The 25980-nt window shown below is 41.4% G+C and carries 40 protein-coding genes; all 40 read left to right on the forward strand.

Going from position 1 to position 25980, the window contains the following annotated elements; all coding sequences use genetic code 11:
• Positions 1-184 precede the first annotated feature (184 nt).
• The 40 genes from F0228_RS05140 to F0228_RS05335 all read left to right on the forward strand — a co-directional run bounded on the left by F0228_RS05140 (position 185) and on the right by F0228_RS05335 (position 25893).
• Positions 185-700, forward strand: coding sequence for a cytochrome c oxidase assembly factor Coa1 family protein (locus F0228_RS05140; RefSeq protein ID WP_171761976.1), 516 nt, complete (start codon positions 185-187; stop codon positions 698-700).
• Between the two features lie 147 nt (positions 701-847).
• Positions 848-1762 carry an alpha/beta hydrolase gene (locus F0228_RS05145; protein ID WP_171731958.1) on the forward strand — a complete coding sequence of 305 codons (915 nt, stop codon included), beginning with the start codon at positions 848-850 and terminating at the stop codon, positions 1760-1762.
• A gap of 130 nt (positions 1763-1892) precedes the next feature.
• Positions 1893-2306, forward strand: a complete 414-nt coding sequence (locus F0228_RS05150; protein ID WP_171731959.1) for a hypothetical protein — start codon at positions 1893-1895, stop codon at positions 2304-2306.
• Between the two features lie 84 nt (positions 2307-2390).
• Positions 2391-3212: an NAD(P)-dependent oxidoreductase gene (locus F0228_RS05155; protein WP_171761977.1), complete on the forward strand. Its 822-nt coding sequence runs from the start codon at positions 2391-2393 to the stop codon at positions 3210-3212.
• A gap of 98 nt (positions 3213-3310) precedes the next feature.
• Entirely contained in the window at positions 3311-4189 is an 879-nt protein-coding gene (locus tag F0228_RS05160; protein WP_171731961.1) for a transglutaminase-like domain-containing protein, read from the forward strand.
• 148 nt (positions 4190-4337) lie between these two features.
• A complete protein-coding gene (locus tag F0228_RS05165) occupies positions 4338-4955 on the forward strand; it encodes an HAD family phosphatase (protein ID WP_171731962.1) in 618 nt (205 codons plus the stop codon).
• A 142-nt stretch (positions 4956-5097) separates the two neighbouring features.
• On the forward strand, positions 5098-5682 hold the full coding sequence (locus F0228_RS05170) for a nucleotidyltransferase domain-containing protein (protein WP_171731963.1): 585 nt from the start codon (positions 5098-5100) through the stop codon (positions 5680-5682).
• Between the two features lie 50 nt (positions 5683-5732).
• Positions 5733-6158 (forward strand): GNAT family N-acetyltransferase, encoded by a 426-nt coding sequence (locus tag F0228_RS05175; protein WP_171731964.1) that lies wholly within the window; start codon positions 5733-5735, stop codon positions 6156-6158.
• Positions 6159-6202: 44 nt separating this feature from the next.
• Entirely contained in the window at positions 6203-6970 is a 768-nt protein-coding gene (locus F0228_RS05180) for an alpha/beta hydrolase (protein WP_171731965.1), read from the forward strand.
• Positions 6971-7262: 292 nt separating this feature from the next.
• Entirely contained in the window at positions 7263-7727 is a 465-nt protein-coding gene (locus tag F0228_RS05185; protein ID WP_102425241.1) for a cupin domain-containing protein, read from the forward strand.
• A gap of 32 nt (positions 7728-7759) precedes the next feature.
• The gene (locus F0228_RS05190; RefSeq protein WP_253820279.1) at positions 7760-8269 is read left to right on the forward strand and encodes a GNAT family N-acetyltransferase; all 510 of its coding nucleotides are present in this window, start codon (positions 7760-7762) and stop codon (positions 8267-8269) included.
• 160 nt (positions 8270-8429) lie between these two features.
• A complete protein-coding gene (locus tag F0228_RS05195; RefSeq protein ID WP_239931092.1) occupies positions 8430-8810 on the forward strand; it encodes a GFA family protein in 381 nt (126 codons plus the stop codon).
• Between the two features lie 268 nt (positions 8811-9078).
• A complete protein-coding gene (locus tag F0228_RS05200; RefSeq protein WP_171731890.1) occupies positions 9079-9444 on the forward strand; it encodes a GFA family protein in 366 nt (121 codons plus the stop codon).
• Between the two features lie 91 nt (positions 9445-9535).
• On the forward strand, positions 9536-10033 hold the full coding sequence (locus F0228_RS05205; RefSeq protein WP_004741060.1) for a GNAT family N-acetyltransferase: 498 nt from the start codon (positions 9536-9538) through the stop codon (positions 10031-10033).
• Positions 10034-10226: 193 nt separating this feature from the next.
• Positions 10227-10649 carry a VOC family protein gene (locus F0228_RS05210; RefSeq protein WP_102425725.1) on the forward strand — a complete coding sequence of 141 codons (423 nt, stop codon included), beginning with the start codon at positions 10227-10229 and terminating at the stop codon, positions 10647-10649.
• Positions 10650-10841: 192 nt separating this feature from the next.
• Positions 10842-11687 carry an MBL fold metallo-hydrolase gene (locus F0228_RS05215; protein ID WP_137408500.1) on the forward strand — a complete coding sequence of 282 codons (846 nt, stop codon included), beginning with the start codon at positions 10842-10844 and terminating at the stop codon, positions 11685-11687.
• A gap of 47 nt (positions 11688-11734) precedes the next feature.
• Positions 11735-12334: a glutathione S-transferase N-terminal domain-containing protein gene (locus F0228_RS05220; RefSeq protein WP_102425783.1), complete on the forward strand. Its 600-nt coding sequence runs from the start codon at positions 11735-11737 to the stop codon at positions 12332-12334.
• A gap of 70 nt (positions 12335-12404) precedes the next feature.
• The gene (locus tag F0228_RS05225; RefSeq protein ID WP_102349925.1) at positions 12405-12743 is read left to right on the forward strand and encodes an aldehyde-activating protein; all 339 of its coding nucleotides are present in this window, start codon (positions 12405-12407) and stop codon (positions 12741-12743) included.
• A gap of 30 nt (positions 12744-12773) precedes the next feature.
• Entirely contained in the window at positions 12774-13256 is a 483-nt protein-coding gene (locus F0228_RS05230) for an ATP-binding protein (RefSeq protein WP_171731889.1), read from the forward strand.
• 142 nt (positions 13257-13398) lie between these two features.
• On the forward strand, positions 13399-14154 hold the full coding sequence (locus tag F0228_RS05235; RefSeq protein ID WP_102413587.1) for an isocitrate lyase/phosphoenolpyruvate mutase family protein: 756 nt from the start codon (positions 13399-13401) through the stop codon (positions 14152-14154).
• Positions 14155-14346: 192 nt separating this feature from the next.
• Positions 14347-14859, forward strand: a complete 513-nt coding sequence (locus F0228_RS05240) for a DinB family protein (RefSeq protein WP_008217703.1) — start codon at positions 14347-14349, stop codon at positions 14857-14859.
• A gap of 28 nt (positions 14860-14887) precedes the next feature.
• Positions 14888-15346 (forward strand): GNAT family N-acetyltransferase, encoded by a 459-nt coding sequence (locus tag F0228_RS05245; RefSeq protein WP_171762020.1) that lies wholly within the window; start codon positions 14888-14890, stop codon positions 15344-15346.
• A gap of 82 nt (positions 15347-15428) precedes the next feature.
• Entirely contained in the window at positions 15429-16277 is an 849-nt protein-coding gene (locus F0228_RS05250; RefSeq protein ID WP_171731888.1) for an NAD(P)-dependent oxidoreductase, read from the forward strand.
• Between the two features lie 115 nt (positions 16278-16392).
• Positions 16393-16842 carry a DUF3291 domain-containing protein gene (locus F0228_RS05255; RefSeq protein ID WP_132942140.1) on the forward strand — a complete coding sequence of 150 codons (450 nt, stop codon included), beginning with the start codon at positions 16393-16395 and terminating at the stop codon, positions 16840-16842.
• Between the two features lie 350 nt (positions 16843-17192).
• Positions 17193-17678 carry a GNAT family N-acetyltransferase gene (locus F0228_RS05260; protein ID WP_061031389.1) on the forward strand — a complete coding sequence of 162 codons (486 nt, stop codon included), beginning with the start codon at positions 17193-17195 and terminating at the stop codon, positions 17676-17678.
• Between the two features lie 50 nt (positions 17679-17728).
• On the forward strand, positions 17729-18130 hold the full coding sequence (locus tag F0228_RS05265; RefSeq protein ID WP_171731887.1) for an HIT family protein: 402 nt from the start codon (positions 17729-17731) through the stop codon (positions 18128-18130).
• Between the two features lie 47 nt (positions 18131-18177).
• A complete protein-coding gene (locus F0228_RS05270; protein ID WP_105057843.1) occupies positions 18178-18786 on the forward strand; it encodes a pyridoxamine 5'-phosphate oxidase family protein in 609 nt (202 codons plus the stop codon).
• Between the two features lie 5 nt (positions 18787-18791).
• Positions 18792-19223: an NUDIX domain-containing protein gene (locus F0228_RS05275; protein WP_171731886.1), complete on the forward strand. Its 432-nt coding sequence runs from the start codon at positions 18792-18794 to the stop codon at positions 19221-19223.
• Between the two features lie 102 nt (positions 19224-19325).
• The gene (locus tag F0228_RS05280; RefSeq protein ID WP_171761978.1) at positions 19326-20048 is read left to right on the forward strand and encodes a riboflavin synthase subunit alpha; all 723 of its coding nucleotides are present in this window, start codon (positions 19326-19328) and stop codon (positions 20046-20048) included.
• A gap of 36 nt (positions 20049-20084) precedes the next feature.
• Complete coding sequence (locus F0228_RS05285; protein WP_171731884.1) at positions 20085-20621, forward strand: GNAT family N-acetyltransferase; 537 nt, start codon at positions 20085-20087, stop codon at positions 20619-20621.
• Positions 20622-20665: 44 nt separating this feature from the next.
• On the forward strand, positions 20666-21295 hold the full coding sequence (locus tag F0228_RS05290) for an HAD family phosphatase (RefSeq protein WP_171731891.1): 630 nt from the start codon (positions 20666-20668) through the stop codon (positions 21293-21295).
• 186 nt (positions 21296-21481) lie between these two features.
• Positions 21482-21898: a GNAT family N-acetyltransferase gene (locus F0228_RS05295; RefSeq protein ID WP_171731883.1), complete on the forward strand. Its 417-nt coding sequence runs from the start codon at positions 21482-21484 to the stop codon at positions 21896-21898.
• Between the two features lie 45 nt (positions 21899-21943).
• Entirely contained in the window at positions 21944-22378 is a 435-nt protein-coding gene (locus tag F0228_RS05300; protein WP_102425903.1) for a GNAT family N-acetyltransferase, read from the forward strand.
• A gap of 63 nt (positions 22379-22441) precedes the next feature.
• Positions 22442-22777, forward strand: coding sequence for a 5-carboxymethyl-2-hydroxymuconate isomerase (locus F0228_RS05305; RefSeq protein WP_116870514.1), 336 nt, complete (start codon positions 22442-22444; stop codon positions 22775-22777).
• A gap of 71 nt (positions 22778-22848) precedes the next feature.
• Positions 22849-23205: a hypothetical protein gene (locus tag F0228_RS05310; protein WP_116870515.1), complete on the forward strand. Its 357-nt coding sequence runs from the start codon at positions 22849-22851 to the stop codon at positions 23203-23205.
• 122 nt (positions 23206-23327) lie between these two features.
• A complete protein-coding gene (locus F0228_RS05315) occupies positions 23328-23867 on the forward strand; it encodes a GNAT family N-acetyltransferase (protein WP_171731882.1) in 540 nt (179 codons plus the stop codon).
• A 27-nt stretch (positions 23868-23894) separates the two neighbouring features.
• Positions 23895-24287 carry a VOC family protein gene (locus F0228_RS05320; RefSeq protein WP_171731881.1) on the forward strand — a complete coding sequence of 131 codons (393 nt, stop codon included), beginning with the start codon at positions 23895-23897 and terminating at the stop codon, positions 24285-24287.
• Between the two features lie 10 nt (positions 24288-24297).
• Complete coding sequence (locus F0228_RS05325) at positions 24298-24771, forward strand: GNAT family N-acetyltransferase (RefSeq protein ID WP_171731880.1); 474 nt, start codon at positions 24298-24300, stop codon at positions 24769-24771.
• Positions 24772-24800: 29 nt separating this feature from the next.
• Positions 24801-25145, forward strand: a complete 345-nt coding sequence (locus F0228_RS05330; protein ID WP_105057105.1) for a hydroxylase — start codon at positions 24801-24803, stop codon at positions 25143-25145.
• Between the two features lie 199 nt (positions 25146-25344).
• On the forward strand, positions 25345-25893 hold the full coding sequence (locus F0228_RS05335; RefSeq protein ID WP_105057106.1) for a hypothetical protein: 549 nt from the start codon (positions 25345-25347) through the stop codon (positions 25891-25893).
• Positions 25894-25980 lie beyond the last annotated feature (87 nt).

Genomic DNA, 25980 nt, shown 5'->3' on the forward strand with positions numbered 1-25980 from the left:
GAATAAATGACTTATGCGTATCTAAGCCAATGAAAATTATGCTATCTTTACTCATGCTAGCCTCCAAATTTAGTTGTTTGACGCACTAATTATGGCTCTGGCTTTAAGCTAACCCACGATTTTGGAGGCTAGCACCTCGTGGGGGTCATTATGTCTATGTACCCGAATAGAATTAGTGGAATATATGGAAAATAGTAAAGAAATCCCTGAACAGATTAAAGGTTGGAATTGGGGGGCATTTGAGTTCAATTGGATATGGAGTATTCGCTTTCGTACCTATCGCGCTTTGTTAGTTTTGGTACCGTTCGTCAACATTGTGATGCCATTTATTCTTGGCTTCAAAGGCAATGAGTGGGCTTGGAAGCATAACCAGTGGAGTAGTGTTGAAGAGTTTAAAAATTCTCAAAGAAAGTGGTCTGTTGCAGCTGCGATAATGTTGACTTGTGGTGTTCTCTTTGCGGTCATCTTAACTATCAGCATGAATAGCTCATTTGAAGAGTCTGGTTCAACTAAGTTAGCACTTCGTACTCTAGAGGGTTCGGATAAGTTTCTCGCAAATATTGGTACGCCTTACGACATTGATTTAATCCAAGGAATTATTCGAGGGTATGAAGTTTCCGGCTCTGCGGATATGCAGTACGAGATTGAAGGCCCACAAGGTGAAGGCCTATTCGAGTGTGGTGCTTGGAGTTCTATCTGACGTTCGTACTTGTTACCGGTCTCTCAATAGAGGAGCCATCGTTTAATCGAACTACCAGATAGAAGAACTTTAGTTGCAGCTAAAGTCTGGGTCTCACCTTACCCGATTGGAGTGCTTATTATCCATACAAGCGTATAGAGTTATAAAATGACCAAGTACCTAGAAGCTGGCATCAGAGAGCTAGTCGAAGAATTTGAATCTAATGGTAAACCTTGCCCTTCAGCACAAACAGTCGCTGATCGCCGGGCTGGCTATATTGGTAGCACTGTACTAGCTGGTGAAAGTCCTAAAATTGAAAGCGAATACTTAGATGTAATTAATAGTATTCCGGTTAAGATTTACAAGCCTACAGATGAAGTGAACTTACCTATAACAGTCTATTTTCATGGAGGTTGTTTCATCAGTGGTGGCTTTGAGACACATGATGCTCAGCTAAGACAAATTGCTCTTCTATCCAACTCGATAGTTATTTGCATTCAATACAGGCTTGCACCTGAACATGCTTATCCAGCGGCACACGATGATGTATACCAAGCTGTACTTGGTGTTAAGGAGCAAGCGCACAAGTATGGTGGTGATTCAGAGCACTTAGTATTTATTGGCGATAGCGCCGGAGGACAATTAGCTTTGGCTACGACGCTTAGATTGAAAAAGCTAGACCAGTGGTTGCCACGTCAGCAAATTCTTATTTACCCAATGCTGGATCCAACAGGCAATTCGAAAAGTTACAGAGAAAATGGTTCAGATTATATTATTACGGCAAATATGCTTCTTTCTGGTTTCGAGTTATACGCGAATTGTAGCTCTAAAGAAATTGTTGAACCAGAGCTTAACCTTTTAAACAGTGATTTCAGCGGTCTGCCCATCACAACTATTATTACCGCGGAGTTTGACCCGCTACGTGATGAGGGTGAGCACTTATACAAATTGATGCTTTCACAAGGCGTTGAGGCTTACTGCGAACGTTATTTGGGTGTGATTCATGGTTTCTTTCAGTTGTCTGGCGTTTGTAATTCGGCAAAACGCTGTATCACTTCAATTTCAAACCAAATAAAAAACTAGATATAACAAACTGCTCAAGATGGATTTGCAACGCGTGGCATTTTTACTATGTGTTGCGTTTAGTGTTTAAGGTGGTAGGAGGTGGCGTTGGTAACACCTTAATGCGTCGTTATGTACCACATGAGGATTTATGGAACTAGCTAACTTTAATGACGACTTTTGGCACCTAAGGAATGGAGAAAAATGTCATAGAGACAATCCTGATACCTTTTGGATTCCTTCCTTAAACGAGCGGAGAGCGCTGAAAGTTGGAGATGCAGCTAAAATAATCTTGGAAATTGAGTGTGAAGATGAAATGGGTCGAGTCCAGATTGAATCTGAGCGAGGGTACGTAATTATATCTGAAATCGTTGACGATAAGTTTATTGGTATTCTGGATTTCCAACCTTGTTGCATCGAACCTAACGAGGAAAGTGTATATCTTGGGTTTGGGGTTGAAATCCCGTTTGGTATAGAACATATAATCGATATAGATCGACCACCACAAGACTATGTCGACTGGCAATTAAATCGGAAACCTGAAAAAGTCTGGTATCGTCGGTGATAAATAACAAGCGTTCAAGACGAATTCCCAACGCTTGGCAGTTTTGGTTCAAAGTGTTTTGTGTAATCGAGAGCTAAAGAAAGAATGAAAGTACTGATAGCAGGATCTAATGGGTATATTGGTAGCCACGTGACTAAATTGTTTGTCGAATGTGGCTTTGAAGTTTCGACATACAGCAGGACTCGCGGTGTCTTATCTTCTATTCGGAGGCTTAACCAAGCCCCATCAGATTTCTCTGGTTACTTTGATATCGTTATAAATTGTGCTCGTCCACATTGGTCAGAATTTTCGTCGGAGGAAATAGCTGATTTAGAGTCCAAGCTGCTAACTCAGTTGGATAGATTCGCAGCTGAAGGAGCGACAAAAATCCACACATCGGGTGTTTGGTTATTCGGTAATGCTTCTTACCATGACCTCAAAGAATTTAGGCTTAAGCCTCTAGAGGTGGTGAAACCGGACACAGTTACAATAGGCTACGCTATCAAGAAGAACTGGCATGTCGTTTACTGTCCTAGTTTGGTTTATGGTGGAGAAAACTGCCAACTAAAGCGAATTGTAGATTCTTTATCCGACCAAACTCTCCAAGTAGCGATACCATCTAAAGGTAATAACCAATATATTCATGTTGATGACATCGCTAAATTTTATTTGGCACTGGTTCGAGGTAAACGTCCCGCTATACAACATTTTATTGCTGAGATTGAAGGGTATAGTCCTGAAGCTTTTTCCCAGCTGTTACTAGACTGTCAAATCGTAAAGCGGGTTCATCAGATCAGTTGGGGTGACTTTGAGAGACAACATGGCGCTTCGGCAGCCGAAATTGAAAAGCTAAATCTTTACCTTCCAATTAGTCCTTTGTTTGAACCGACAGAGTCATTGAGGAAGTACATAGAAAATTATACATAACAAACTGAACAAAATTGATTCGTAATACATGGCATTTCATACCTCACATCATAACTAGACGCCATATATACGCACATATCCACAAAGGCTTAAAACAGATGGTTATCAATGACTATATAAAAAATACGGAGTTTACAGAGCTCCCTAATGATTTACTCGATATCAGTAAGGTGCCTGATGATATAGCGGGTATATGTAAATTTGTTCAAGGGAACCTTATTCACTCTTATTGGCTTGAGCACTATGGTGTTGAGGCTGACCCCTTAAGTAAACTGACAGAAATGCAGACTCGGCATGCTAAAGACTTAGTCTCTTTAGCAATGTTGAAATCAGCTGAGCCTTCTCATACGTTCAAGAAGCCAAACCACCGAGTTATCAGTATTTGTAGAGACTTTTCACTGCTGGTTTGCGCTATTTTGAGGGCGAAAGGGTTACCAGCTCGGCTAAGGAGTGGGTTTGCGACTTATTTGACTCAGAACCATTTTGAAGATCACTGGGTATGTGAGTACTGGAGTGAAGGGAAAGGGTGGGTATCCGTGGATGCTCAGCTAGACGACGTTCACCGACAAGTGTTGCAGTTTGAATTTGATCCGTGTGATGTACCGTCAACAAACTTTATAGTGGCAGGCCAGGCTTGGAAGTTATGCCGTGAAAACGTGGAGTCTGCTGATAGTTTTGGTTTTCGAGATTTTAAAGGTTTAGCGTTTATCAAAGGGAGCCTCATTAGAGACTTGTATGCATTATCAAAATTTGAAATGCACACATGGGATACAGGGTGGGGCATACTGCCTAAATTCATTAGCCCAATTTCTGGAGAGTGGGAATTAACTCTGCTAGACGAACTTGCAGAGGTCAGTTGTTCTTCAGATAGTGTTAAAGCTCTTGATTTAGTGAAGTCGTGTAATGAAATAAGGCTTCCAAGCGGCTGGGATTGTTCTCAGTTTCCGACATTGAGTGAGCTCTATGCTTCACTGTAGCTATGGCGTACGAAAGCAAGGAAATTAAACTTGATTTATATTCCAGTGATTTTATCAGTCGGAGAAAGGTGAACACTGTTCTGAGAGTATTTTAGTTTGGTATCTGGTGGGTTTTTGAGCCATTTCATTCATTTTAAAGGAGTAAATAGTGAGTTCTGAAAGGATAAAAAATATTGTTTTCGACATCGGCAATGTCGTCGTTCGTTGGTCACCTGAAGAGATTATTCGTCTTACTTTTGGAGATTGCGCATCAGCAGAAGAGAAAGCGAAGTCTGTATTTCAGTCTGATATTTGGTTAAATCTAAACAAAGGGCTGTTATCTGAAAATGATGCAAAAACCCAATACCGTGATGTGCTAGGTTTCACTGAATTAGAATGTGAACGTCTATTTTACTACGTTAAGCAAACCCAAATCTTGATTTATGGCTCCGTAGAGCTTGTTAGACGTTGTAAATCTGCAGGTTATAGAGTTTTTGCATTGACTGATAACGTCCATGAAATTGTGTCTCATTTAAAAGCAACATATACATTTTGGGACTTATTTGAAGGCGCTATTGTTTCCGCTGAGGTTGGTCTACTTAAACCTCAAGTTGAAATATACGAATCATTGCTCTATCAGTATGGCTTAGAGGCATCAGAAACCGTTTTCATTGATGATATGCCATATAATGTGGCTGGCGCAGAGTCAGTTGGTATGAACGCAATTCTCTTTAAAAACACTTATCAATGTGCACAAGCTTTGAAAGCACTGGGTGTCCAACATTGACAATATAATTGTCACTAGATCGCAAAGCCTGATTCATGGTTCTCGACATTTGTTGTTCGAATTGGTTGAAATATCTATCCTCAAGATCAGGTTTGACGGCTTTGTTTAATGAAAATATTTTGCTATCAAAATGGAGGTAACTTTGAGAACAGAAAAGCTAGATTTAGAGCACCTTCCCCTTCAAAGTGAACTAATTCGCTCTGTTTGCTCAGCCTTTATGGTAGAAAGTGACGTAGTAGCGGCTGTGCTATTAGGCTCATTAGCAGCAGGGAGAGGTGACCGAGTTTCGGATGCTGATATTCTTATTTTTACGAAGAACAACTTCCATAAATCTGCCAATAAGTGCTTCTCAGTTTTTGAACACGACAAGGAAATATTTTACCTACTTGACGGTTTTCACAATGATAATGCTTACTTTAAAAAGTATATCTTCAATGATTTAACGAGTACCGAAGTTCACTGCTTAGATTTGAGTGAACCGTTCAGTATTTCAAAGCCATTCAAAGTTCTATTCGATAAAACAGGCATCATCGAACAAAGGGTAACCAGTGAGCCCGCTCCAAAGCATGAGGATTTTCCTGCCTATACGAATGGTGATAAAGGCCTTACTTGGGAACTTTTTGATTGCATTAAGTGGATGAGTCGAGGGAACCATGAGTTGGCTAAGAACCATTTAAAGAAGCTTGTCGATAAACTTGAACCGACTGCATTAAAAAAAGAACGATAGTTTATTCTTTGCGAGAGCATAATTTTTTCAACCAAATTAAGGACAAATCATTGGATATCATTTTTACTCACTCGCCGAGCCCTCAAGATATCGATCAGATTTACCAAGGGCTAGGTGATTTCAATCGAAGATTTATACCAGAAATCACAGATGAGTCTTTTGCTATTTTTGTTCGCGATAAATCAGGAGAAATTCTCGGAGGTTTAACTGGTTTTATCTATATGACTTCAGTTCAAATTAGATTTTTTTGGTTAACAGAAAAGGAAAGAAATCAGGGGTATGGAGCTGCACTAATACGAAGGATAGAGATGTATTGTAAAGAGCGAGAAATACGTAATATTGCAGTTGACACTTATACGTTCCAAGCCCCCGACTTTTATGAGTCTCATGGTTTTAAGGAGGTAGGTCGTTATAAGGATTATTTGAAAGAAGGAGTAGACAAAATCTTTTATCAAAAAGCATTAATAGACGGCTAACAAATGGAAGCGTAAGTGACTTATAACTAAGGGTAAGAGGAATCATGGAAGGTGTTTTTGTCGAAAAAGTTGATTTAGGTGAGATTGTACACCTGCTTTATTGCAACAGAGAGTGGGTGAAAAGCCCTTTAGTCATCATCTGTCATGGTTGGAACAATGATAAGTATGAAGGTTCTAATTTGGCGTTAAACCTAGCTCTCCAGGGTTATTCAGTCATCTGTTTTGATTCAGATAGCCACGGTGAGAGGAATGATGGCAAAGCTCAGAGCATGGATAGCCACTCGCGTTTTATTAAAAGGGTGACACAGGTTATCAAGCAGAACGCAAACGACATTGATACACTTATTAAGCATTATCAAGAAGATATTCGGATTGACCCATCAAGGATAGCTCTTGTCGGCATTTCGATGGGGGCACTGTCTACATTCTATTCGCTGACTCAAAATAACCAGATTAAAGTTGCGGTGCCTATTCTTGGTTCTCCTGATTTCGTCGGTTTGGAGAAGTTCGCATTAAAAGCAGATTCGGACAATAAGACTTTTAACGAAGACGAAAAGTTAGCAATTAGGTATATGAAAGAGATCGATCCATGTTTGTATCTTCTTGAAAATGAAAGTCGCCCAATGCTAATTATAAATGGCGAGAGAGATGATTGGGTTCCAGCTAAGTTCGCGAAAGACTTTTTTGAAAAGGTTAAGAGTAAATACGATAAAAATAATACTGAAATTGCGTTCAATTTGGCTGACGAATCACATTATTTTTCGAATGATATGCGTGATCATACGATATGTTGGTTGAATAAACATCTGTAAACTACCACTTATATCTGGAACGAAAAACAGCTACAACCGTCCCTATTCTGATTCATAAGGCTTGGTATTTCTTTTTCCGGTGAAGGGTTCAGTTTGGAATATTTCAAGACTATGTGTTTTTAAAAATCGGCAAAGTACAAGAAATCTAATGTAAAGAGTGATTTATCGATTCAATACGCAAGCTTGAGGGATTCAGATTAAAAGCATTTTAACAGTTCGCTAAGTCTTGAGGTTAGAGAAGCTTATCAATCTTCGCTGTCGAGCTTTGTATCACATCCCACTGAGGAAAAATATGACGAAAGTAAAAGATACTGCAAGCTTAATAGGTGACACTTTTAACCCGTTTCCAGAGCCATACAAATCAATTCTGGGGGACTCTGAATGCAAGGGGCTGGGAGACCTATTTGGCTTAACCCAGTTTGGAGTGAACCTAGAGATACTTGAATCCAATGCGCAATCAGCTTTAAGGCATTGGCACACAAAATCCGACGAGTTCCTATATTTGCTTGAAGGTGAGCTGTGCTTAATCATGGACGGCGGTGAGCAAGTTATGAAGCGAGGAATGTGCGTTGGTTTTCCCGGTGGTGTCGAGAATGGGCATCATTTAGTAAACCGAAGTGACAAACAGGCAAAGTTTATTGTTATAGGTAGCCGCGTAGCAGGTGATAAAGCTCATTACCCGGACGACGATTTTAAGTGGGTAGAAGCAAGTTCTGGTAATTGGGTGGCATGCAGAAAGGACGGCACGCGCTATTAGCCTTTTTCATATTAGTAGATAGGAAGGGAGTTTTGACATTCACAAGACAATTCGAATGCTCAGACCTTACATTTAGGCCAGTGGTCGTTGATGACGCTGTTTACTTGCTCAAATCTGTAGGTTCAGATTTGTTCCCTAAGTCGCTTCCTTTAGCAGACATCAAAACGCTTACACAAGCACGGGAGTGGTGTTTAGAGCGTGCTTTAGAGTGGGAAGAGGGTAAGTGCTATGTTTGGAGTTGTCGGCATTTAAACGATTCGCAAGTTATTGGTCAGGTCACGTTACTCCCTTTGGAAAATTGTCTTGCGTTAGCTTATTGGATTAGCCCCAAATGTTGGGGGAAGGGAATTGCTACGCAAATGTGCAAAGCATTATTGTCACAAGTTCAGAGTTCCGGCTATCAAGGCGAAATTTGTGCTGGTGTTCACTCTTGGAATCACAAAAGCGCTTCGGTGTTGAAGAATTTGGGCTTTCAAGAGATTACCTCTAGTAACGCAAATACTGTGGAGTACCATTTAGCAATGGCTGAATATCAAGTTTAAGAGTTGCTGGCATTTAACCTGTGGTAGTAAGTCTTTAGAGTAACCATCATTAGGTATTGCTTGCCCGTTCCGCTTAAACGCATTTTTATAGGTATTAATAAGGAGTATTTGAGTGAAAGGTAACTGTTTATGTGGCGCTGTCTCGTTTGAGTTGTCAGGCGTGTTACCCCTTATTTATCAATGTCACTGTTCATTGTGTCGCCAAGTCTCGGGGTCTTCATCAAATTCAGCTTTAATTATAAAAGAGTCGCAATTCAAATGGTGTACCGGCGAGCATCAAATTAAGTCATTTTCTACTCATTCGGGTTTTAAATCGGAGTTCTGTTCTCAGTGCGGTAGCCCTGTACCCAACATGAGTTCTAGCGGTGAATCTTATTGGGTTCCAGCTGGTTTGCTAACTGAAGCGGTAGATACAAAAGTTGCTGCCCATGTTTATGTTGGTTCTCACGCTAATTGGGATGTAGGTTTTGTTAACGACGGGATCCCTCAGTTTGAAACAATGCCAAGTGAACAAGATTGGTTAGCGCTAAGCGGGAAATAACTTCGTTAAGTGGGCTTTCCTTTTCTGCCCCAAAAGTAGCCTGAACTTAACCATAGTACTTATAACGTCGTCCATATTATCGTTTCTATTGCTCATTGATGCGCATCGCTACTCAGTTCCGTATATATCTTTATGATTGGTGTTTTTGATATTTAATCAGTGGCTTATAGTCGATTAGTCACTTGTGAGTTAGCTTCATACTTTTGTCGATGCTATGAATACGAAAGTGTTTGGGTGACTCAGTTAAACGCTAGTAATGAGGTATTAAATGGTTTTAGGAAGTTGTCTCTGTAATGCTGTACAGTTTAAAGTCACTGGTGACTTTAAGCGTATCGTCAATTGTCACTGTAATTTATGTCGAAAAATGAATGGAGCTGCATTTTCAACTTACGTTGCAGTACTGCAGACAGACTTTGAGCTGGTTACTGGTGATTTATCGTTTTGTGATGTGACGGAGAATGCGCGAAAACACTTTTGCGGTGAATGTGGCACACCGATATTCAATTCAAATCCAAAATACGCAGGGTTAAATATTCTACATCTCGGCTGCCTAGACTTAGATTTGTTAGGTGAGCTAAAACCAGATGTAAATATCTACAATGAGTCGAAAGTCAGTTGGTTAGAAAACATTTAAGGTTTGCCCACTTTCGACAAGGCAATAGGTTGACGCTAAAGCCCGTTCATTAGCATAGTTGAACTTGTTTATTTCATAGGTAGGCCCTTCAATGGAAGTACAATTAATTGAGATTAAAGAACAAGAACGGAAAGTGCTTGAGAACTTGTTCTCTTATTACATATACGATATGACCGAGTATATGAAGTGGAGCCCTAACAATGAGGGCAAATTCAGCTACGACTCTTCCCAGTTTGACGTGTACTGGGAGCGAGAAGATCATATTCCCTATTTCATCTATGTGGATGCCGAGCTCGCAGGGTTTGTATTGGTTCGCCGTTATCCTAGTGATTTATCGAGCTATGATATTGAACAGTTTTTTGTACTCAGAAAATTTAAAGGGCAAGGTGTTGGCAAGGAAGCCTTAGCACAGGTCGTTTCTGTATTTACAGGCAAATGGCAAATTCGAGTGTTGTTAGAAAACTCTGCGGCTCTATATTTCTGGAAGTCTGCTGTTTCTCGCATTGTTGGGGACAAATTTAGAGTGACGAAAGCCAATGATGTCGACCTTTTGATGTTCTTCATACACTTTGAAAGCAACGGTTATTGATTAGCGAAAAGTAGTTTCCGAGCTTCGTTGACATGGCTTCAAGTGAGCTAAGAATTGATAAGACAGTAGTAGCAATTCTCACTCAGTCGCTTAGCATCGTATTACTGAGTAAGTTTGCTTGACCTCAAGTTAAGTTGAAGTAACAGAATGTTTTCGATTGTTATTCGTATCACTAACTAGAGGATTATTTAGCATGACTCAGATAGAGCATTTAAACATTACTGTTCCAGATATTGATGAAACCCTGATGTTTCTTAGTATTGTCGCCCCTGACTTTAAAATACGTAAAGATGTGGACCTCCCTGGCCGCCATCGTTGGGTTCATGTTGGAAATGAGCAAAGCTATTTCGCTCTTCAAGAGCCTCACTTAGACTCGCTCGCACCAAGAGCTATGCAAGAAACGTATAAGAACCATGGGGTCAACCATATTGGTTTAGTTGTACAAAATCTACAAACAATAGAAACTAAACTTGTCGAACAAGGCTATCGTCGAGGTATATATGCTCCAAGAGAAACGCATCGAAAGCGAGCATACTTTTACGATAAAGCGGGTTTTGAGTGGGAGCTCACAGAGTTTTTATCTGACATACATGATGAAATGTACTTATACGAGTGATCGTAGAAATATGTGTGACTAGCAATAAAAAGTTTACACTCGATGGCTATTACGCAATGGCTTTGTCATAAGTGGTTTTCTTGCCTATGTAGTACTCAAGGCTGCAACGGAGCCAAGGCCACAAGGAAATTAGCACCAAAGTTGCATTGATGTTTGCGCTCTGAAGAGTGGGCAAAAAATATAAGAGAAACGATGAAAATAACGACGTTAGTTGATAATAATCGCTTAGACAGTAGGCCTGATTTAGCTGTTGAACGCGGGTTGTCACTGCATATCAAAACTGAGTCGCTAAGCATGTTATTCGATATGGGAGGTGGCGGTACTTTTTGTCAAAATGCGCCTTTACTCGACGTAGAGATCAAAGACGTAGACCTAGCCGTTATATCACATAGACACCACGACCATTGTAATGGCGCCATCGATTTTGTTCGCCATAATTCTAATGCCAATGTGTTTTTGAAACACAGTGATGAGCGTAGCTACTACTTCCGTGCTTATGGTTTTAAAAATAATGTCGGTATTAATCCGGATTTACTGAAAAATAGTAGTGGTCGTTTGAAATTCGTGAATAAGACGACCGAGATTGCGCGTAACGTATTTATCATTACTGATATCAGCGATAAATACGAAAAGCCAAAAGGGAATCAGTACCTTTACACAAAATCTCAGGACAAATGGAAGCAGGACTCATTCGATCATGAGCTTTTGTTAGTAATCAAAGAGGAAGACGGCATCGTTATTTTTACTGGCTGTGCGCATAGTGGTGTCCTAAATATGGTCGATACCGCGGTTACTCATTTTCCAGAAGAACGAATTAAAGCCGTTGTCGGGGGCTTTCATTTAGTGGGGTTACCCTTATTTGATAGCATTGGTGGGACTACGAAAAACATCAAAGACCTTGGACTTGCGTTATCAGAGTATCCAATTGATAAGCTCTACACGGGGCATTGCACCGGAAAAAAAGCATATAAGTTGTTAAAAGAAGTATTGGGAGAACGCCTGGAGGCGATTCCAACAGGTAGCTGTATCATTGTGTAGTTACTCTCAAACTGGTTCCAATCAAATGTCATTTTGAAGGAGTGGGGATGGCAATTTTGTTATATAGCGCAAAGGGCTCGAATAGCTCTGAACGGGTAGAGTGGGCGCTCAATTTCAAGCGCATAGCTTACGATAGAATTGAAGTTAGCTCTAATGAACTAACGACAACATACCTCGATATAAATCCGTTTGGTTATGTTCCGGCACTTTCGGTTGATGGTTTAATTTACTCTGAATCGATGGCAATCATTGAGTACCTTGAAGAACGCTTTCCTAATCCGAGTTTGTTTGGAAAAAACCTAGATGAAAAAACTCACATTCGTCGAGTTTGTGAATACGTGAATAGCAGCATCCATTCTCCTCAAAATAGAACAGTATTACGATTTCTACGCCCGCAGTTATGTGAGCAGTCAAAGCGCGAACTGCGTGGAGACTGGATTATGCAATGTCTAGAAAAGTTAAGTACGTCGATTTGCCTTAAATCAGGGTTCGCTGTGGGGGTGGATTTTAGCGCAGCGGATATCTTTGTAGCTTCAATTTATAAAAAGGCGTTACAACACGGTTGTGAAAGAGATAATTTCTATGACGGGCATTTGAAGTACCTCCTTGAAAATGAGAGTGTTAAGCTTTCAGAGCCACAAGGCTGATAAGCCTTTAGCGAATGATTCAAAAGGTCCAACGCTTAGACGCATGTTGAGTTTCTTCAAGAGGAAAGAAATGGAGTTAAAGTGTCACTGCGGTAATGTTAGCTTGGTGTTGGACTCACTCCCTGAGGAGGTTGGTGAGTGCAATTGTTCGATTTGTCGTCGTTATGCCGCAGCTTGGGCGTACTTCTCTCCAGACCAAGTTCAAATCAGTATGAAGGAAGATACGGATTTTTACTGTTGGGGAGACAAAGAAGTAGAGTTTCACCGTTGTAACTCATGTGGGTGCCTGACGCACTATGTAACAACGGAGAAATGCTCCGAGGATATTTTGGCAGTAAATATGAGAATGGCCGATATTGAAATGCTTTCGAGTATTCCTGTTCGTAAGATTAATGGTGCGTCCTACTAATCATCCAACAACAAAAACTGACGAGAAATTATGGCTAAAATCTATTTCGTATGTGGTTTCATTGGTTCCGGTAAAACGACTTATTCCAAGCAGCTTGCAGACAAACATAGCGCTTTTTGTTTCTCGATTGATGAGTGGATGATTCCTCTATATGGCGAGCATATGGAGCGCGATGTCTTCGATAAACGGCTTGCTACTCTACAAGACTTATTTAAAGAATCTGCGCTTCAGCTATTTTCTCTTGATGTCCCTGTTATTTTCGATTTTGGCTTTTGGAAGAAAGCGCACCGCGATGCTTTTATAACATGGGCATCGACTGTCGGTGTTGAAAGTGAAGTTCATTATCTCGATGTATCGTTCGAGACATGTAAGCTGAGGGCATTGAAGCGCAACGCAGATCTGAACGGAAAGTCGTATGAAATGACTCCTGATATGCTAGCGTTGTTCTGGTCTTGGTTTGAAATACCAACCTCAAATGAAAATGTGGTTTGGGTAAAGCCCCCCTCCGAGTAGATATTCGATAGCCTTATTGTTTGTTCGGTACATAAAGAGTCTGGGGTATAAATTTACTATTCACTTCCGAAACTGGCGAGTTCTTTGTTATGCCTGTTGCTAGCCTATGTCTGAAACCAAAACACTTTAAGGAGTATCAGACATGTTTAAGACAATGCATACCGCATCAAAACCACTCGTTATTTGTAATGTTTGGGATGTAGCAAGCGCCTTAATTGCAGAGCAAACCGGCTTTTTAGCGATTGGGACATCGAGTGCAGCGATTGCACGCAGTCACGGGCTTGATGATGGTGAAAATATCGAATTTGAAGAGATACTATCGGCGGTAAAAGCTATTGCACAGGCAACAGATCTACCTCTGAGCGTGGATATTGAATCAGGTTACGGAGATACACCGCAGGCAATCTATGAAAATATTACTGAGTTGGTGAATGTTGGCGTGGTCGGAATCAATATAGAAGATAGCGTAGTCGTTAATCGTGAGAGGCGACTTTGTGATTGGATGATGTTCTCGCAAACGTTGAGAAAAGTTAAAAGTATGCTCAACAAAGCCAACCTAGAAGTGTTCATTAATGTCCGCATTGACACATTTTTAATGGATGTAAAAGAGCCTCTAGTGGAGAGCATCAAAAGAATCCAAGCCTATCAGCAAGCAGGTGCTGATGGAGTTTTTCTTCCATGTATCAAAGGAACCGATGATATTAAAGCCGTTGTAGATAGCACATTGCTGCCCATAAATGTCATGTGTGTTCCTGAATTACCAAATTTTAAAGAGTTAGAGGCTCTTGGCGTGAAGCGCATCAGTATGGGTAATTTCTTGTACGAAGCGATGCTTTCCTCATTGCAAAAGAACCTGATAACCATAAAACGTGAGCAATCATTTAGAACATTATTTTGATACCGCAACCCTAAATAGGGTGCAAGCGATCGGAACTTTAAGCTACAGCACTTGTTTTCAAACCAAGTGTGACCCCGTTCCCGTGCGCGGATAAGAGTTGGGACTTTAAAACTCCACAGTTGATTTGCTTGATTTCAAAGGTTATGGAATTCTTAATGCACGGGAGTCAATCAAACCAAAAAGGACAAATAAATGCAGTTTGCTAAAGCATTTGAATACAAAAAATGGGCAAATAGTCAGCTACTCGACTTTGGAGAGAGACAATTTTCAAAACTGCCGGAAAATGATGGCATATTTTTCTTAAGAATTCTGAATCATACGACTGTAGTGGATAGTCTTTTTACAAGTCGAATCCTAGGAGAACCGGAAAAATACACTGCTGATAATACGGTTGAAACGCCTTCCTTTTCAGAGCTACGTGAGCGAATGGCTCATAACGATACTCGGTTAGTGCAGTATGCAATGTCAGCCTCAAAAGATGAGTTAGAGAAAGTCATTCAGTTTAACTTCATAGATGGTGATATAGGGACAATGTCTGTTGAAGAAGTCCTTCTCCACTTGCTCACACACGGTAATAACCACAGAGGCATGGCTTCTAGAGTGTTAGCTGAAAACAATTTAGAACGCCCAAAGGACACATTTACCCGTTACCTTCATCTCGCGGAGCCGACACGCAGAGGTAGCGCGGTGTTGAAAGAAAAATAGCAGTAAGTGAATTTGGGAATTCAATATGATGACTTTAAGAACTGCAGACACGCATGAGTTAGATGATATTTATCTTATGGGCTTTGATGTATGGGGAGGTTCCGCATCTGTCGATGAGTATCTAGCTTGTTGTAATAAAAGTGATAAGTATCAGAAGGGAACTTGGTATGTGCTTATTGAACATCAAAAAATCTTATCTTCCTTGATTGTTTATCAGGGAATGTTTGGTCTTGAAGATGGTAGCTGCGGGCTTGGTTCCGTTGCTACACCTCCAGAGCTAAGAGGCAAAGGCTATGCTTCAAAGTTAATTAACATGATAAAGAATGAGTTACTCCAGAATCAAAATAATACGGTGTTGTTCTTACATAGTGATATCGACAAAACGTTTTATAGGCGGTTAGGGTTTACAGTGACTGAAGGTTCTGACTGCATGTACATTACGAGTGATGGTATGGCATTTAAAGGGACCCTGCCTAGATACTTCTAATCGCAGATGTCATGTAAGCTTTTTCGTAAAATAAATTACCAGTGTTAGAAGCCTAAGGCTTGGCACTTAATTGAGGGAACGAATGAGAGTTTTGATATCAGGCACCAGTGGTTATATTGGTCGCCACGTTCATAAAGTGTTCGTAGAAAGTGGCTTGGAGGTCTTTCGGTACTGTAGGGACAATGGTGTTGTTCCTTGCTCGGTTCATTCTAAAAACGTATCGACAGGGTATGAAAATTACTTTGATGTGATTATCAACTGCGCGCGTCCTCATTGGGCAGAGTATTCAGCAAGTGAAATTGTCGATATTGAATCCAGGCTAATCAAGCTGCTTGATAATTTTGCAAGTGAAAATGCAATAAAGATTCACACCTCGGGAGTTTGGTTATTTGGCCGTGCATCTCACCAAGATCTTAAAGAGTTTAGACTTAACCCCCTCACAGCCGTTGAGTTAGACGTAAGAACAATCGAACATGCGATGAGTTCAAACTGGAATATTGTGTACTGCCCAAGCTTGGTGTATGGCGGTGACAATTGCCAATTAAAGCGAATTGTCGAGTCTCTTACTGAACAAACGGTTCAAGTTGCTGTTCCGTCGACAGGGAACAATCAATACGTGCACGTTTATGATGTCGCCAAATTTTATTTACTTTTGGTCTTAAAGCCAACTTCGGAAACGCAGCACTTTATTGCAGAAACTAAGGGGTATAGCCCAGAACAGTTTGCTCAACTCTTATTTGAATCAAACGTTATTGAAACAGTCGACAAATGTTCTTGGAGTGAATTTGCGAGACTGAAGGGCCGTGATGCAGCAGATATAGAACGATTAAATCTCACTCTTCCAGTTAGCCCTTTATTCGAATCGACAGAACTTATTAGCGACTACATAACAAGTTTGTGTACCAAAATTAATTGTAGAACGATCAGGTAGTTGCCGTGTTACAGTGTGAAGCATCAGTGACAAGTTAAGGTTAGCGAATCGCCTTAGCTATTGCTCAAGGAAGCGTTCTTTATTTCCATCATAATCCATTCAAGGAAGAAGCATTGTGAAACTCGCTCAATTAAATATAGCACTCGCGAAATACCCTTTAGACGCACCAGAGATTAAAGACTTCGTCGATAATTTGGAATTAGTAAATGGCATTGCCGAAAGTAGTGAAGGGTTTGTGTGGCGCCTTAAAGATGAATCTGGCGATGCTACCAACATAAAAGCGTTTGATGATCCGAACATGATCGTCAATATGTCTGTCTGGGAATCGGTCGACGCGTTAAAGAACTTCATGTTTCGTACTCATCACCGCGACTTTATGCGAAGAAAGGGCGAATGGTTTCATCGCTTAGCGGAGGACACGTATGTGCTTTGGTGGGTTAAGGATGATCACATCCCAACTCTTAATGAAGCGATTGAACGTTTGGAGCACCTTAGAGAAGTGGGAGACTCTCCTTACGCATTTACCTTCAAAACAAACTTCACTGAGGAAGAGGCTCCAAGATAATCTGCTGTCGGAGCTTGTTAGTCCTCGGCTTACCTCAATAACTGGCTTATAAAAACGTTTTATTAATAGTAGCTCTTTGTTAATAATGTGTATCACTACGCACTTCCGCATCTATCCGGATTGGTGGCATATTTGCTATGGTAGTCAGTACGTTACGGAAATATATTAGCCAGTTAGCGAAGGTGTGTAACTTCTTTAACCACCCAGTTTTGACCTCGTGCTGCTGTTATCTCCTTTCATAACATACTAATTATTAACAGGGCGCCTCCGATAAATAAGTACCACATCAATGTGTCAACTTGGCGGTAGTAGAATCCGTTTTGCCATAAATTTGGTTCAGGAGGAAATTCATGATCAGTGAAATGTCTAAATCTGACTTTGAGTCATTTTGGCCTACTTTCTTGGCTGTGATTCAAGCACAAGAAACCTACGCATTTGATCCGGAAATGACGATGGAACAAGCCTTTTCGGTTTGGTGTGAACAGCCATCAAAAACTTATGTCTATACCGAGAATGACGTTGTTTTAGGCTCGTACTACATAAAGCCTAATGCAATGGGTCCAAGCGGTCATATTTGCAACTGTGGTTACATGGTTTCCGAAGAGGCCAGGGGGCAGGGAATCGCGCGGTCTTTGTGCGAACACTCTCAACAAGTTGCGATTGAATTAGGCTTTGAGGCGATGCAATTCAACAGCGTCGTGTCGACGAACAAAACGGCAATCAAGCTTTGGGAAAGGCTTGGCTTTAGTATTATCGGATCGATTCCTAAGGCCTATAAGCATCCGCAATTAGGGGCCGTGAGCAGCTATATCATGTACAAATCACTTAAAAAGTAATATAGCTCGACTTCTGGTCCCTTAAGAAAGTTAACGTTAAAACTGAATTCATGAGGCTTAAAGTGACGATAGTCGAAAAAATTGTTAGTCGTGAAATAGAAGCCGTCATCGTTTATGAATCCGATGACGTGATTGCTTTTGCTGACCACAATCCTATTAATTTTGGGCATATTTTGATTTGTCCGACACATCCGTACGCCAACTATATCGATCTACCAGAAGGTGTTCTTACTGAAATTCATTCTGTCGCTAGGCAGGTGTATAGACGTATTGAAGAGGCGTTTAAACCTGATGGTATTTCATTCTTGCAAAATAACGGTGAGTTTAATGAGTTGTCTCATTACCACCTGCATATCTTTCCAAGATTTGAGGGCGATCAGTTCGGTTGGCAGAGTAGTGAACTCGGTATCCAAAGTATGGAGAAACTGCGCGAGTCATTAAAATACTTGTAATTTATAGTAAAAACTAGATGCACAAAAGTGCACGAAAAGGCTTAACAATGAGTGAAATAAAAACATTAGAACAATTAAATGAGCTTTATGCCGAGCCGAGTAAAAGGGCTAAAAATAAAGTACTTCCAGCACTGGATGCCCATGCGATTACTTTGATCAATCATTGCCATTTCGCGGTGTTGGGGACGACAGACTCGCACGGATTTGGCGATTTGTCTCCAAAAGGCGGCGAGCCCGGTTTTATTAAGGTTGTCGATGAGTCTACGGTCCTAATACCTGATAGTTCGGGAAACAATCGAATTGATGGTTTAAAAAACATCATCAACAACCCTGAAGTTGGATTACTGCTGATGGTTAATGGGATTGATGAAGTGGTACGTCTTAAAGGTAAAGCGAGCATCCATACCGATCCAAATTTGCTTGCCGCTTGTCCTGACGGGAAGAAAGCCCCAAAAGTCGTGATTAAAATCGCTGTAGAGTCTATGTACTTTCATTGTGCCAAGGCGGTCATGAGAGGCAAGCTTTGGTCTGATACGTTTAAAGTTGAGCGTTCCATTCTGCCTTCACTGGCACAGATCATGAAAGATCAACAGAGTTTAGAAGGCCCTGCGATCAATCAAGACGATATGGTCAAATATTACCAATCGACACTGTGATACTCATGAAGAATGTAGTTCAAATTATCTTTGTGTCGGGCTCTAAGTTTCTGCTCGGCTTTCGTCAAAACACAGATGCGTTCGACCAATACTGGGGATTTCCTTCCGGAAGAATAGAGCAAGGGGAGTTGCCTAGAACCGCAGCAGAGCGAGAAGCGCGAGAAGAGGTTGCGGTTGACGTTGGGAACTTAACATTGTTCGCGATTGTCTCTGACCCGGAGCTACCCATTTGTCACTATTTCTACCTATGCCATGAATGGGCTGGCGACATACAGAATGCTGAGCCCCATTTATGCCAAGAGTTACGCTGGTTTGACCGTGATGAGCTACCCGAAAATTGCACACCGATAACTTACTTAATCAATCAGCAATTGAACGACACCGCGCTTACAAAAAACATAAAGCCTGAGATTAACCACCCCAAGCTATGTGCGTAAGCCGTTTTGTGTCGAGTAACAGACTTTTCATTTAGGCTAGTGGCGTTGGGTATTAGTCAAACGTCACGTTGTGCCAACACTAAACACAATAACAGGGAAGATATGTTTACAGGTATTGTACAAACCGTTGCTAACATTGCTGAAGTCAGCGATAACAACGAAATAAGAACGTTTGTCATAGAGTTTCCAACAGGCTTTTGCGACGACTTGGAAATTGGTGCCAGTATCGCAATTGATGGCGTGTGTTTAACCGTCACTGAGTTGCTGTCAGATGTTCGGGTAAAGTTTGACGTCATGCTGCAAAGCCTATTAATTACGACGCTAAGCAATTATGAAGTTGGTCAATCAGTGAATGCTGAGAGGGCGGCCAGAGACGGTGCTGAAATTGGCGGTCACCCACTTTCTGGTCACGTTGATTTTAATGTCGCGATTATCCAAATATCCGAAATTGAAGATAACTACTGCGTGCGCTTAGCTCTTCCTGATGAGTGGAAAAGATATGTATTCCCAAAAGGTTATATTGCAATCAATGGGGCAAGCTTAACCGTTTCTGACGTTAATAAAGTCGAAGGGTGGTTTGAGGTTTGGTTGATCCCAGAAACCCGTCGAATGACCGTCTTTTCATCGAAATCAGTAGGTAATTTCGTCAATATCGAAATCGAGCGTGGTACTCAAGTTGTTGTCGACACGGTGCGTGATACTTTAAATGAAAATCTAGGTCCATTATTACCTTTATTTGAGAAGTTACTGTCAGAGCAAGGTATCGATTTAGATGCATTGGGTTATAAGCCTAATACATTGGGTTGCGAAAACGAACCAAAGTAATGCGGATTGGTACGCCAAAAAAGATGAGCACTTGAAATGTTAGAAACGACACGAACTCAGATTGAAGCAATGGGTAAGCAACACGCGGCATCGCTCTTACAATATCATCTAGAAAATCGCTGCCATTTAGCTCCTTGGTCTCCCATGCGCGACGAGCAATTCTATACCTTGGAGTATTGGGAAGACTTTTGTCATGCCAGTGAAGCGTTATTCGAGAGCGGGAAAGAAATTAAATTTGTCGCAATCGACAAAGAAACGAGAAAAGTTGTCGGTGTTTGCAGTTACACCGCCATTGCTCGAGGGGTTTTTCAAGCATGCTTTTTGGGCTATCACATGGCACAAAAATATGAAGGTAAAGGTTTTATGACTGAAATTCTTGAGGTCACACTTCGATACATGTTTGACGTTGTCGGTCTCAATAGAGTTATGGCGACCTATATGCCACGTAATAAAGCGAGTGAAAAGGTTTTGTTTAAGCTTGGTTTTGAAAAAGAAGGCTACGCGAGGAAATACCTGAAAATCGCAGGGAAATGGGAAGATCATATTCTTACCTCGAGGATTAGCGACAACTAGAAAGTACAATGATGAGCAAATGACACAAGGAGAGTAAATTGAAAATGTATGAAGTGTACCTATTTGATATGGACGGTACATTGGTTAATTCAGAACCTCTAAAAGGCAAAGCTCTAGCATTAGCATGTCAAGATTATGGTGCAGCGGTAGACCACAATATTTACAAAGAGGTGATGGGAGAAAGTTGGCAGGTGGTGACAAACCACTTTTTCAAGCATGCTGATATCGCTCCAAGTTTGGCAGAGTTTAATCTAGCTTTTCGTTCACACTATGAGCAAATGCTAAGTGAGCAACTTGAATTGAATGATGGTGCTAAGGCTTATCTCAACAGCTTGAAACTTGCTGGCAAAAAATGCGGTGTGGTGAGCTCTGCGGCAACTTGGATGGTTGAAAATATCTTAACCTCGTTAAAGCTTGAAGATACCTTTGACCTAGTTATCACACAGGAAGATGTGACTAAGCATAAGCCAGATCCCGAAGCATACAATCTTGCTTTATCTGGGCTTAACGCTTCACCAGAACAGACTATCGTGTTTGAAGATTCAGCTGCAGGTATTCAAGCAGGTAAAGCAAGTGGTTGTGATGTTGTTGCAATCCAGCATGAGTTTAATGGAAAGAATGACTTAAGTGACACCATAAAAGTCATCAATACATATGAAGAAATCTCTCTTTAAGCATCTAGCGACCATATGGACTGTAACCCTAACCTGTGCCATCACCTTTTTATCGTCAGGTACCCATCCCCCAAAATACGCAATAGATCGCCAAAAAAATTTGAAGACTGGCTTGTTGGCCCGGCAGAAGTTTCAATAATGAACGAGTTATTTTATATAACTCGACAGACTAGGAGTACTTAGCAAATGGAATACACATTAGATACCGACCCATCAGATAGTGACATAAACGAAGTTCGCACTGGTCTAATCAAACACAATACGCCATTTCTTGAAGGCATACCTAAATCTCAAGTGGGTTATTACGCCATGGAAGAGGGTGTTAAGGTTGGTGGTGTTATTGCGGATCTTTGGGGAAACTGGCTATTGATCAAGTTTCTTTGGGTCGATGACTCAATGAGAGGCAAGCAGGTCGGCAGCCAGTTACTGCAACACCTAGAAGAGTACGCACAGTCTCAAGGCTGTACTTCATCACTGGTCGACACGTTAAGTTTTCAGGCCAAACCTTTTTATGAGAAGCATGGCTACCAATGCCAAATGGTGCTTGAGAATTATCCTCTAGACTCATCATTAGCGTTTCTCACCAAGTCGCTAACAGAGTAATCATATAGGGCAAGGATGAACACAAACAGACACAAGGAAAGTGAAGTGATTAATATTCGAGAGATGTGCATCGCCGATTATGATTCTGTGATTAACTTATGGTGCGAAACCGAAGGTATGAGCATTCGCGATGCAGATTCAAAACAGAGCATTGCAACTTATCTCGAGCGTAACCCCGGCTTGAGCTTCGTTGCAGAGTCTAAACAAGGCGTGGTTGGTGCGGTGTTAGTAGGGACGGATGGCCGTCGTGGATATTTGCAGCACCTAGCGGTCAGTACTGAATTTAGAGGACAAAATCTAGGTTGCCAACTAGTAACTGAAGCGGTTAACGCATTGGCTGGGGTAGGTGTCCCCAAGACACATTTATTCGTGTATAACGATAATATTAACGCTCAAAAATTCTATGAAAAGTTAGGCTGGTTTCCACGTGATGAAGTGCGGATGTACTCGTTTAATAGCTCGGGTAACAGTAACGCCTAACGGTTCTATTTTGTCAGTAAAAGCAGCACATAACTAAAACTAGGTTAACCTAAGGAGCAAGATTTGCCTCATTGTATTATCGAGCACTCGTCGACAATTAATGCCGAGCAACTGAACAGTAAAGTGTTTTTAGGAGCACTGAACTCAGAGTTATTCGAAGCAGACGGGCGAGATATCAAAGTTCGAAGTATCGCTTATGAGAACTACCAAACGGGTACAGAAAGAGAAGATTTTATCCATGTGACTGTGCGTATATTGTCTGGCCGAAGTGACACCGACAAAGTAATGCTATCTGAAACAGTGATGACGCAATTGCTGTCTTTGTCCCTCAGCAGAGCATCGATCACCGTTGAGGTGGTTGATATGGACAGAAATAGTTACGGAAAGGTCGTTGTCTAACAGGCTGGAAGTCGCATTTTATACGCTGATCTTTGTTCTTTCACTCCAACTCGCTACAGGAATATTGGGAAATGTTGTTTATCCATAAATCTCAACCTTTGGTTCATGGCTCAGCTCTATGCTCTGAGCTGGCCGATTTTTTAGCTGACAATAAGAGTAAAATTGAGGACAAACTGGTTCCAGACCTGTCGTACATCGATGATATGGCACATGTGGTCAACGGAATCAAAATCAAAAGTGTGCAACATGTGAATCATAACCAGTATCGTCTTGAATATGCGTTCGACTGGGAACTATTCCTTGGGTGTTCAGATAGAAATGAAACGGGCGTTGAGAATGGGCGTGTTCTGTTTATCTTGGAAGACGATAATAATCTTAATTTCGATTTTCCAGATATGAGCTCTCGGGATACCAGAGACGAGTTTTAACTCATACGTGAGGTATCGTTTTTATTAATGTTGATTCTTTAGTTTTGGCATTAACGAAATTCAATGAGTAAGGCGATAAAACATTTCAGCCATTTTGAGGCGAAGTTGGAATAGGAGTAATAATGAAAATAGTAGAAGCAAAACACTCTGACTTAGAAAGTTTGTTCGTGTATCTGGATACACAGTTGTCAGAAATCGCATTAGAAGAAACACCGCTATTCCAGCCAGTCTCAAAGTCAGATTGTAAAATGTCGGAAGCACATAAGGCTCGCTTTTCTGATGGGTTTAAATTTGAGTTTGGTGCGAACGGCTGGCGAAAAATTTGGTTAGCTAAAGATTCGAATGGTGCTATTTGTGGCCATATCGACTTGCGCCATCATAATGGCAATTACTGCTCTCACCGTGTGTTACTTGGTATGGGTGTCGACAGCAGCGTGAGAAAGCAAGGCTTAGGCTCGAAACTAATGAATGTAGCGATTCAATATTGCCGAGAGAGCGAAGCGATTGATTGGCTGGACCTTAATGTACTGTCAAACAACCTTCCTGCTAAAAATCTTTATTTGAGAACGGGGTTTACGGTTGTCGGCGAAATGGAAGACTACTATCGAATTGATGGTCAGTCGGTGTCTGAGCTAACAATGACGCTGCAGACTCAAGGGTGATAGACCCAAATCAATCAGGAGGCAAACTTGACCAGACCACTAGCAATTCTCATTCATGTTCCAAACATCGAGCAGGGACTCAGCTGGTATCAAGCCGCCTTTCCTGAGTCTGTCGCCACCTATCATCCGTCTTCTGACTTTACGACTCTAGATATCAATGGTTTTTCTATTGAGATTGTACAAGCGGATGAGAAAGTTGGCTCTGGCAAAAAGGGAACAGTGCTTTATTGGTCTACAGAGGATTTTGATAAGTCACTTTTGCATTTTCAGTTAACTGGGGCTCAGTTATACAGAGGTCCAATGGAAATTGAGGGCGGACTAACGATGTGCCAAGTCGAGGACCCTTTTGGAAATCTGATTGGTTTACGCCGCATTCGTAAAAATATCGCTTGTAATGAGACACGACTAGATAGCGAATAAAGGAATAACAATGATCACTATCGAAAGACTTAATGATGCTGATATTGAGCAAGTTAACGAAATTCAGCTCGCAGATGAGCAGGTTAAATTCGCAGGAACAGCAACGGACTTTTTGTCAGACGGCAGCGAGACCACGCATCTACACATTATCAAAGATGGCAGTGAGGTGGTGGGCTTCTTTAAGCTTGATGTTGCTTACCCCGCTGGCTACAAATTTTGTCCTGAAGGTAGTATTGGCTTAAGGGCGTTTGCTCTTGATAAAAACCAACAAGGAAAGTGGCTAGGTACTGGCGCGGTGAAAGCGCTATTTCCTTATCTAGCAGCCAACTACGAAGGATATGACTGGATTTACTTAACGGTTAATTGTAAAAATCCCGCAGCTTATAACTGCTATGTTAAAGGTGGCTTTGAAGATACTAATGAACAGTACCTAGGCGGCGCTGCCGGTCCACAGTTCATTATGCGTGGAGCCATCAGCGCTTAACTTAAATCTGTTTATCAAAAGGCAAGGCCATGAAAGTTCAATATCTTGAAATTGTTACCCCTGAAGTAGATTCGGTTTGTGCAACTTACGCGCAGATCTACGATGTGAAGTTCAGTGATGCCGATGTGAACTTAGGTGGCGCTCGTACCGCTAAGCTCTCAAATGGTGGAGTGATTGGTGTGAGGGGACCACTCCGTGAAACTGAGGAGCCAGTCGTTCGCCATTACACGCTGGTAAAAGACATTGAAGCCGCAGTAAACGCGGCTGAAAAGTTGGGTGCTGAAGTTGCCGTTCCACCAATGGAGTTACCACGTCACGGAATGTGTGCCATTGTTATTCAAAGTGATGTTGAACTCGGTTTTTGGCAGCTGTAGCTGGTCGTTTGACCAAAGGTATAGAATATAAAATGGCATTTGTTCTAAGGAGGGAACATGTCAATTACATCCGACATCCTTAACAAGGTATCGGGCGGCTTTTTGGCGACATGTGGGGTGTTACTCGCAACAAGGTCATGAGGTTATGTTCTAGAGTAGTGCGGTCTTAACTGCGGGAAAAGAAAGGAGCTCAACCAATATGAAGACTCGTTTTAAAACGGCAACTTTCTTGTTGGCTTCACTCGCTCTATTTGCTTGTAAAGACAAAGCCGATATCTACGCTAATCCACCAGCTAACCTTGTTAAGCAGATCGACGCGTATTATCCGCTTTCGATAAAGTATGTGAAAAAGCATGAGCAAATCGCTTTGTCTCAAGGTGTCCCTTTACGCCCCCAACAGCTAAAAATTGCTCGCGACATCGGTATCCAACATCCAGAAAAAATACGCGTTCTTTATGTCGATCAAATGCCATTACCTGAAAATGAGTCGCTACGTTTTCAGATGCAAAGGTTGGGTTTAGATTCTCCTTATTTTACGGGAACGGCTTTCGGATATGGTATTTGGATTGCGAATAGGGCCAAAGGAGATAAGTTGTTGTTTGCTCATGAGTTGATCCATGTAAAACAGGCGGAAGATCTTGGGATAGAGGCGTTTACTAAGGAGTATTTATTGCAGTTAGCGGTGTTTGGTTACGGTGAGGCTCCAATCGAGTTAGAAGCTTATAACAAGGCGCCCAATTACTTGTAATTCAGAACAATATGGTTTGTTTTAAGCTGCGCACCAGGAAGCTTTTTCTCTATTTTAAGGAATCTATTCTAGAGTATGAACTAAAGG

Origin of the sequence: Vibrio sp. 99K-1, assembly GCF_013114585.1 — a bacterium.
Lineage (GTDB): Bacteria > Pseudomonadota > Gammaproteobacteria > Enterobacterales > Vibrionaceae > Vibrio > Vibrio chagasii_B.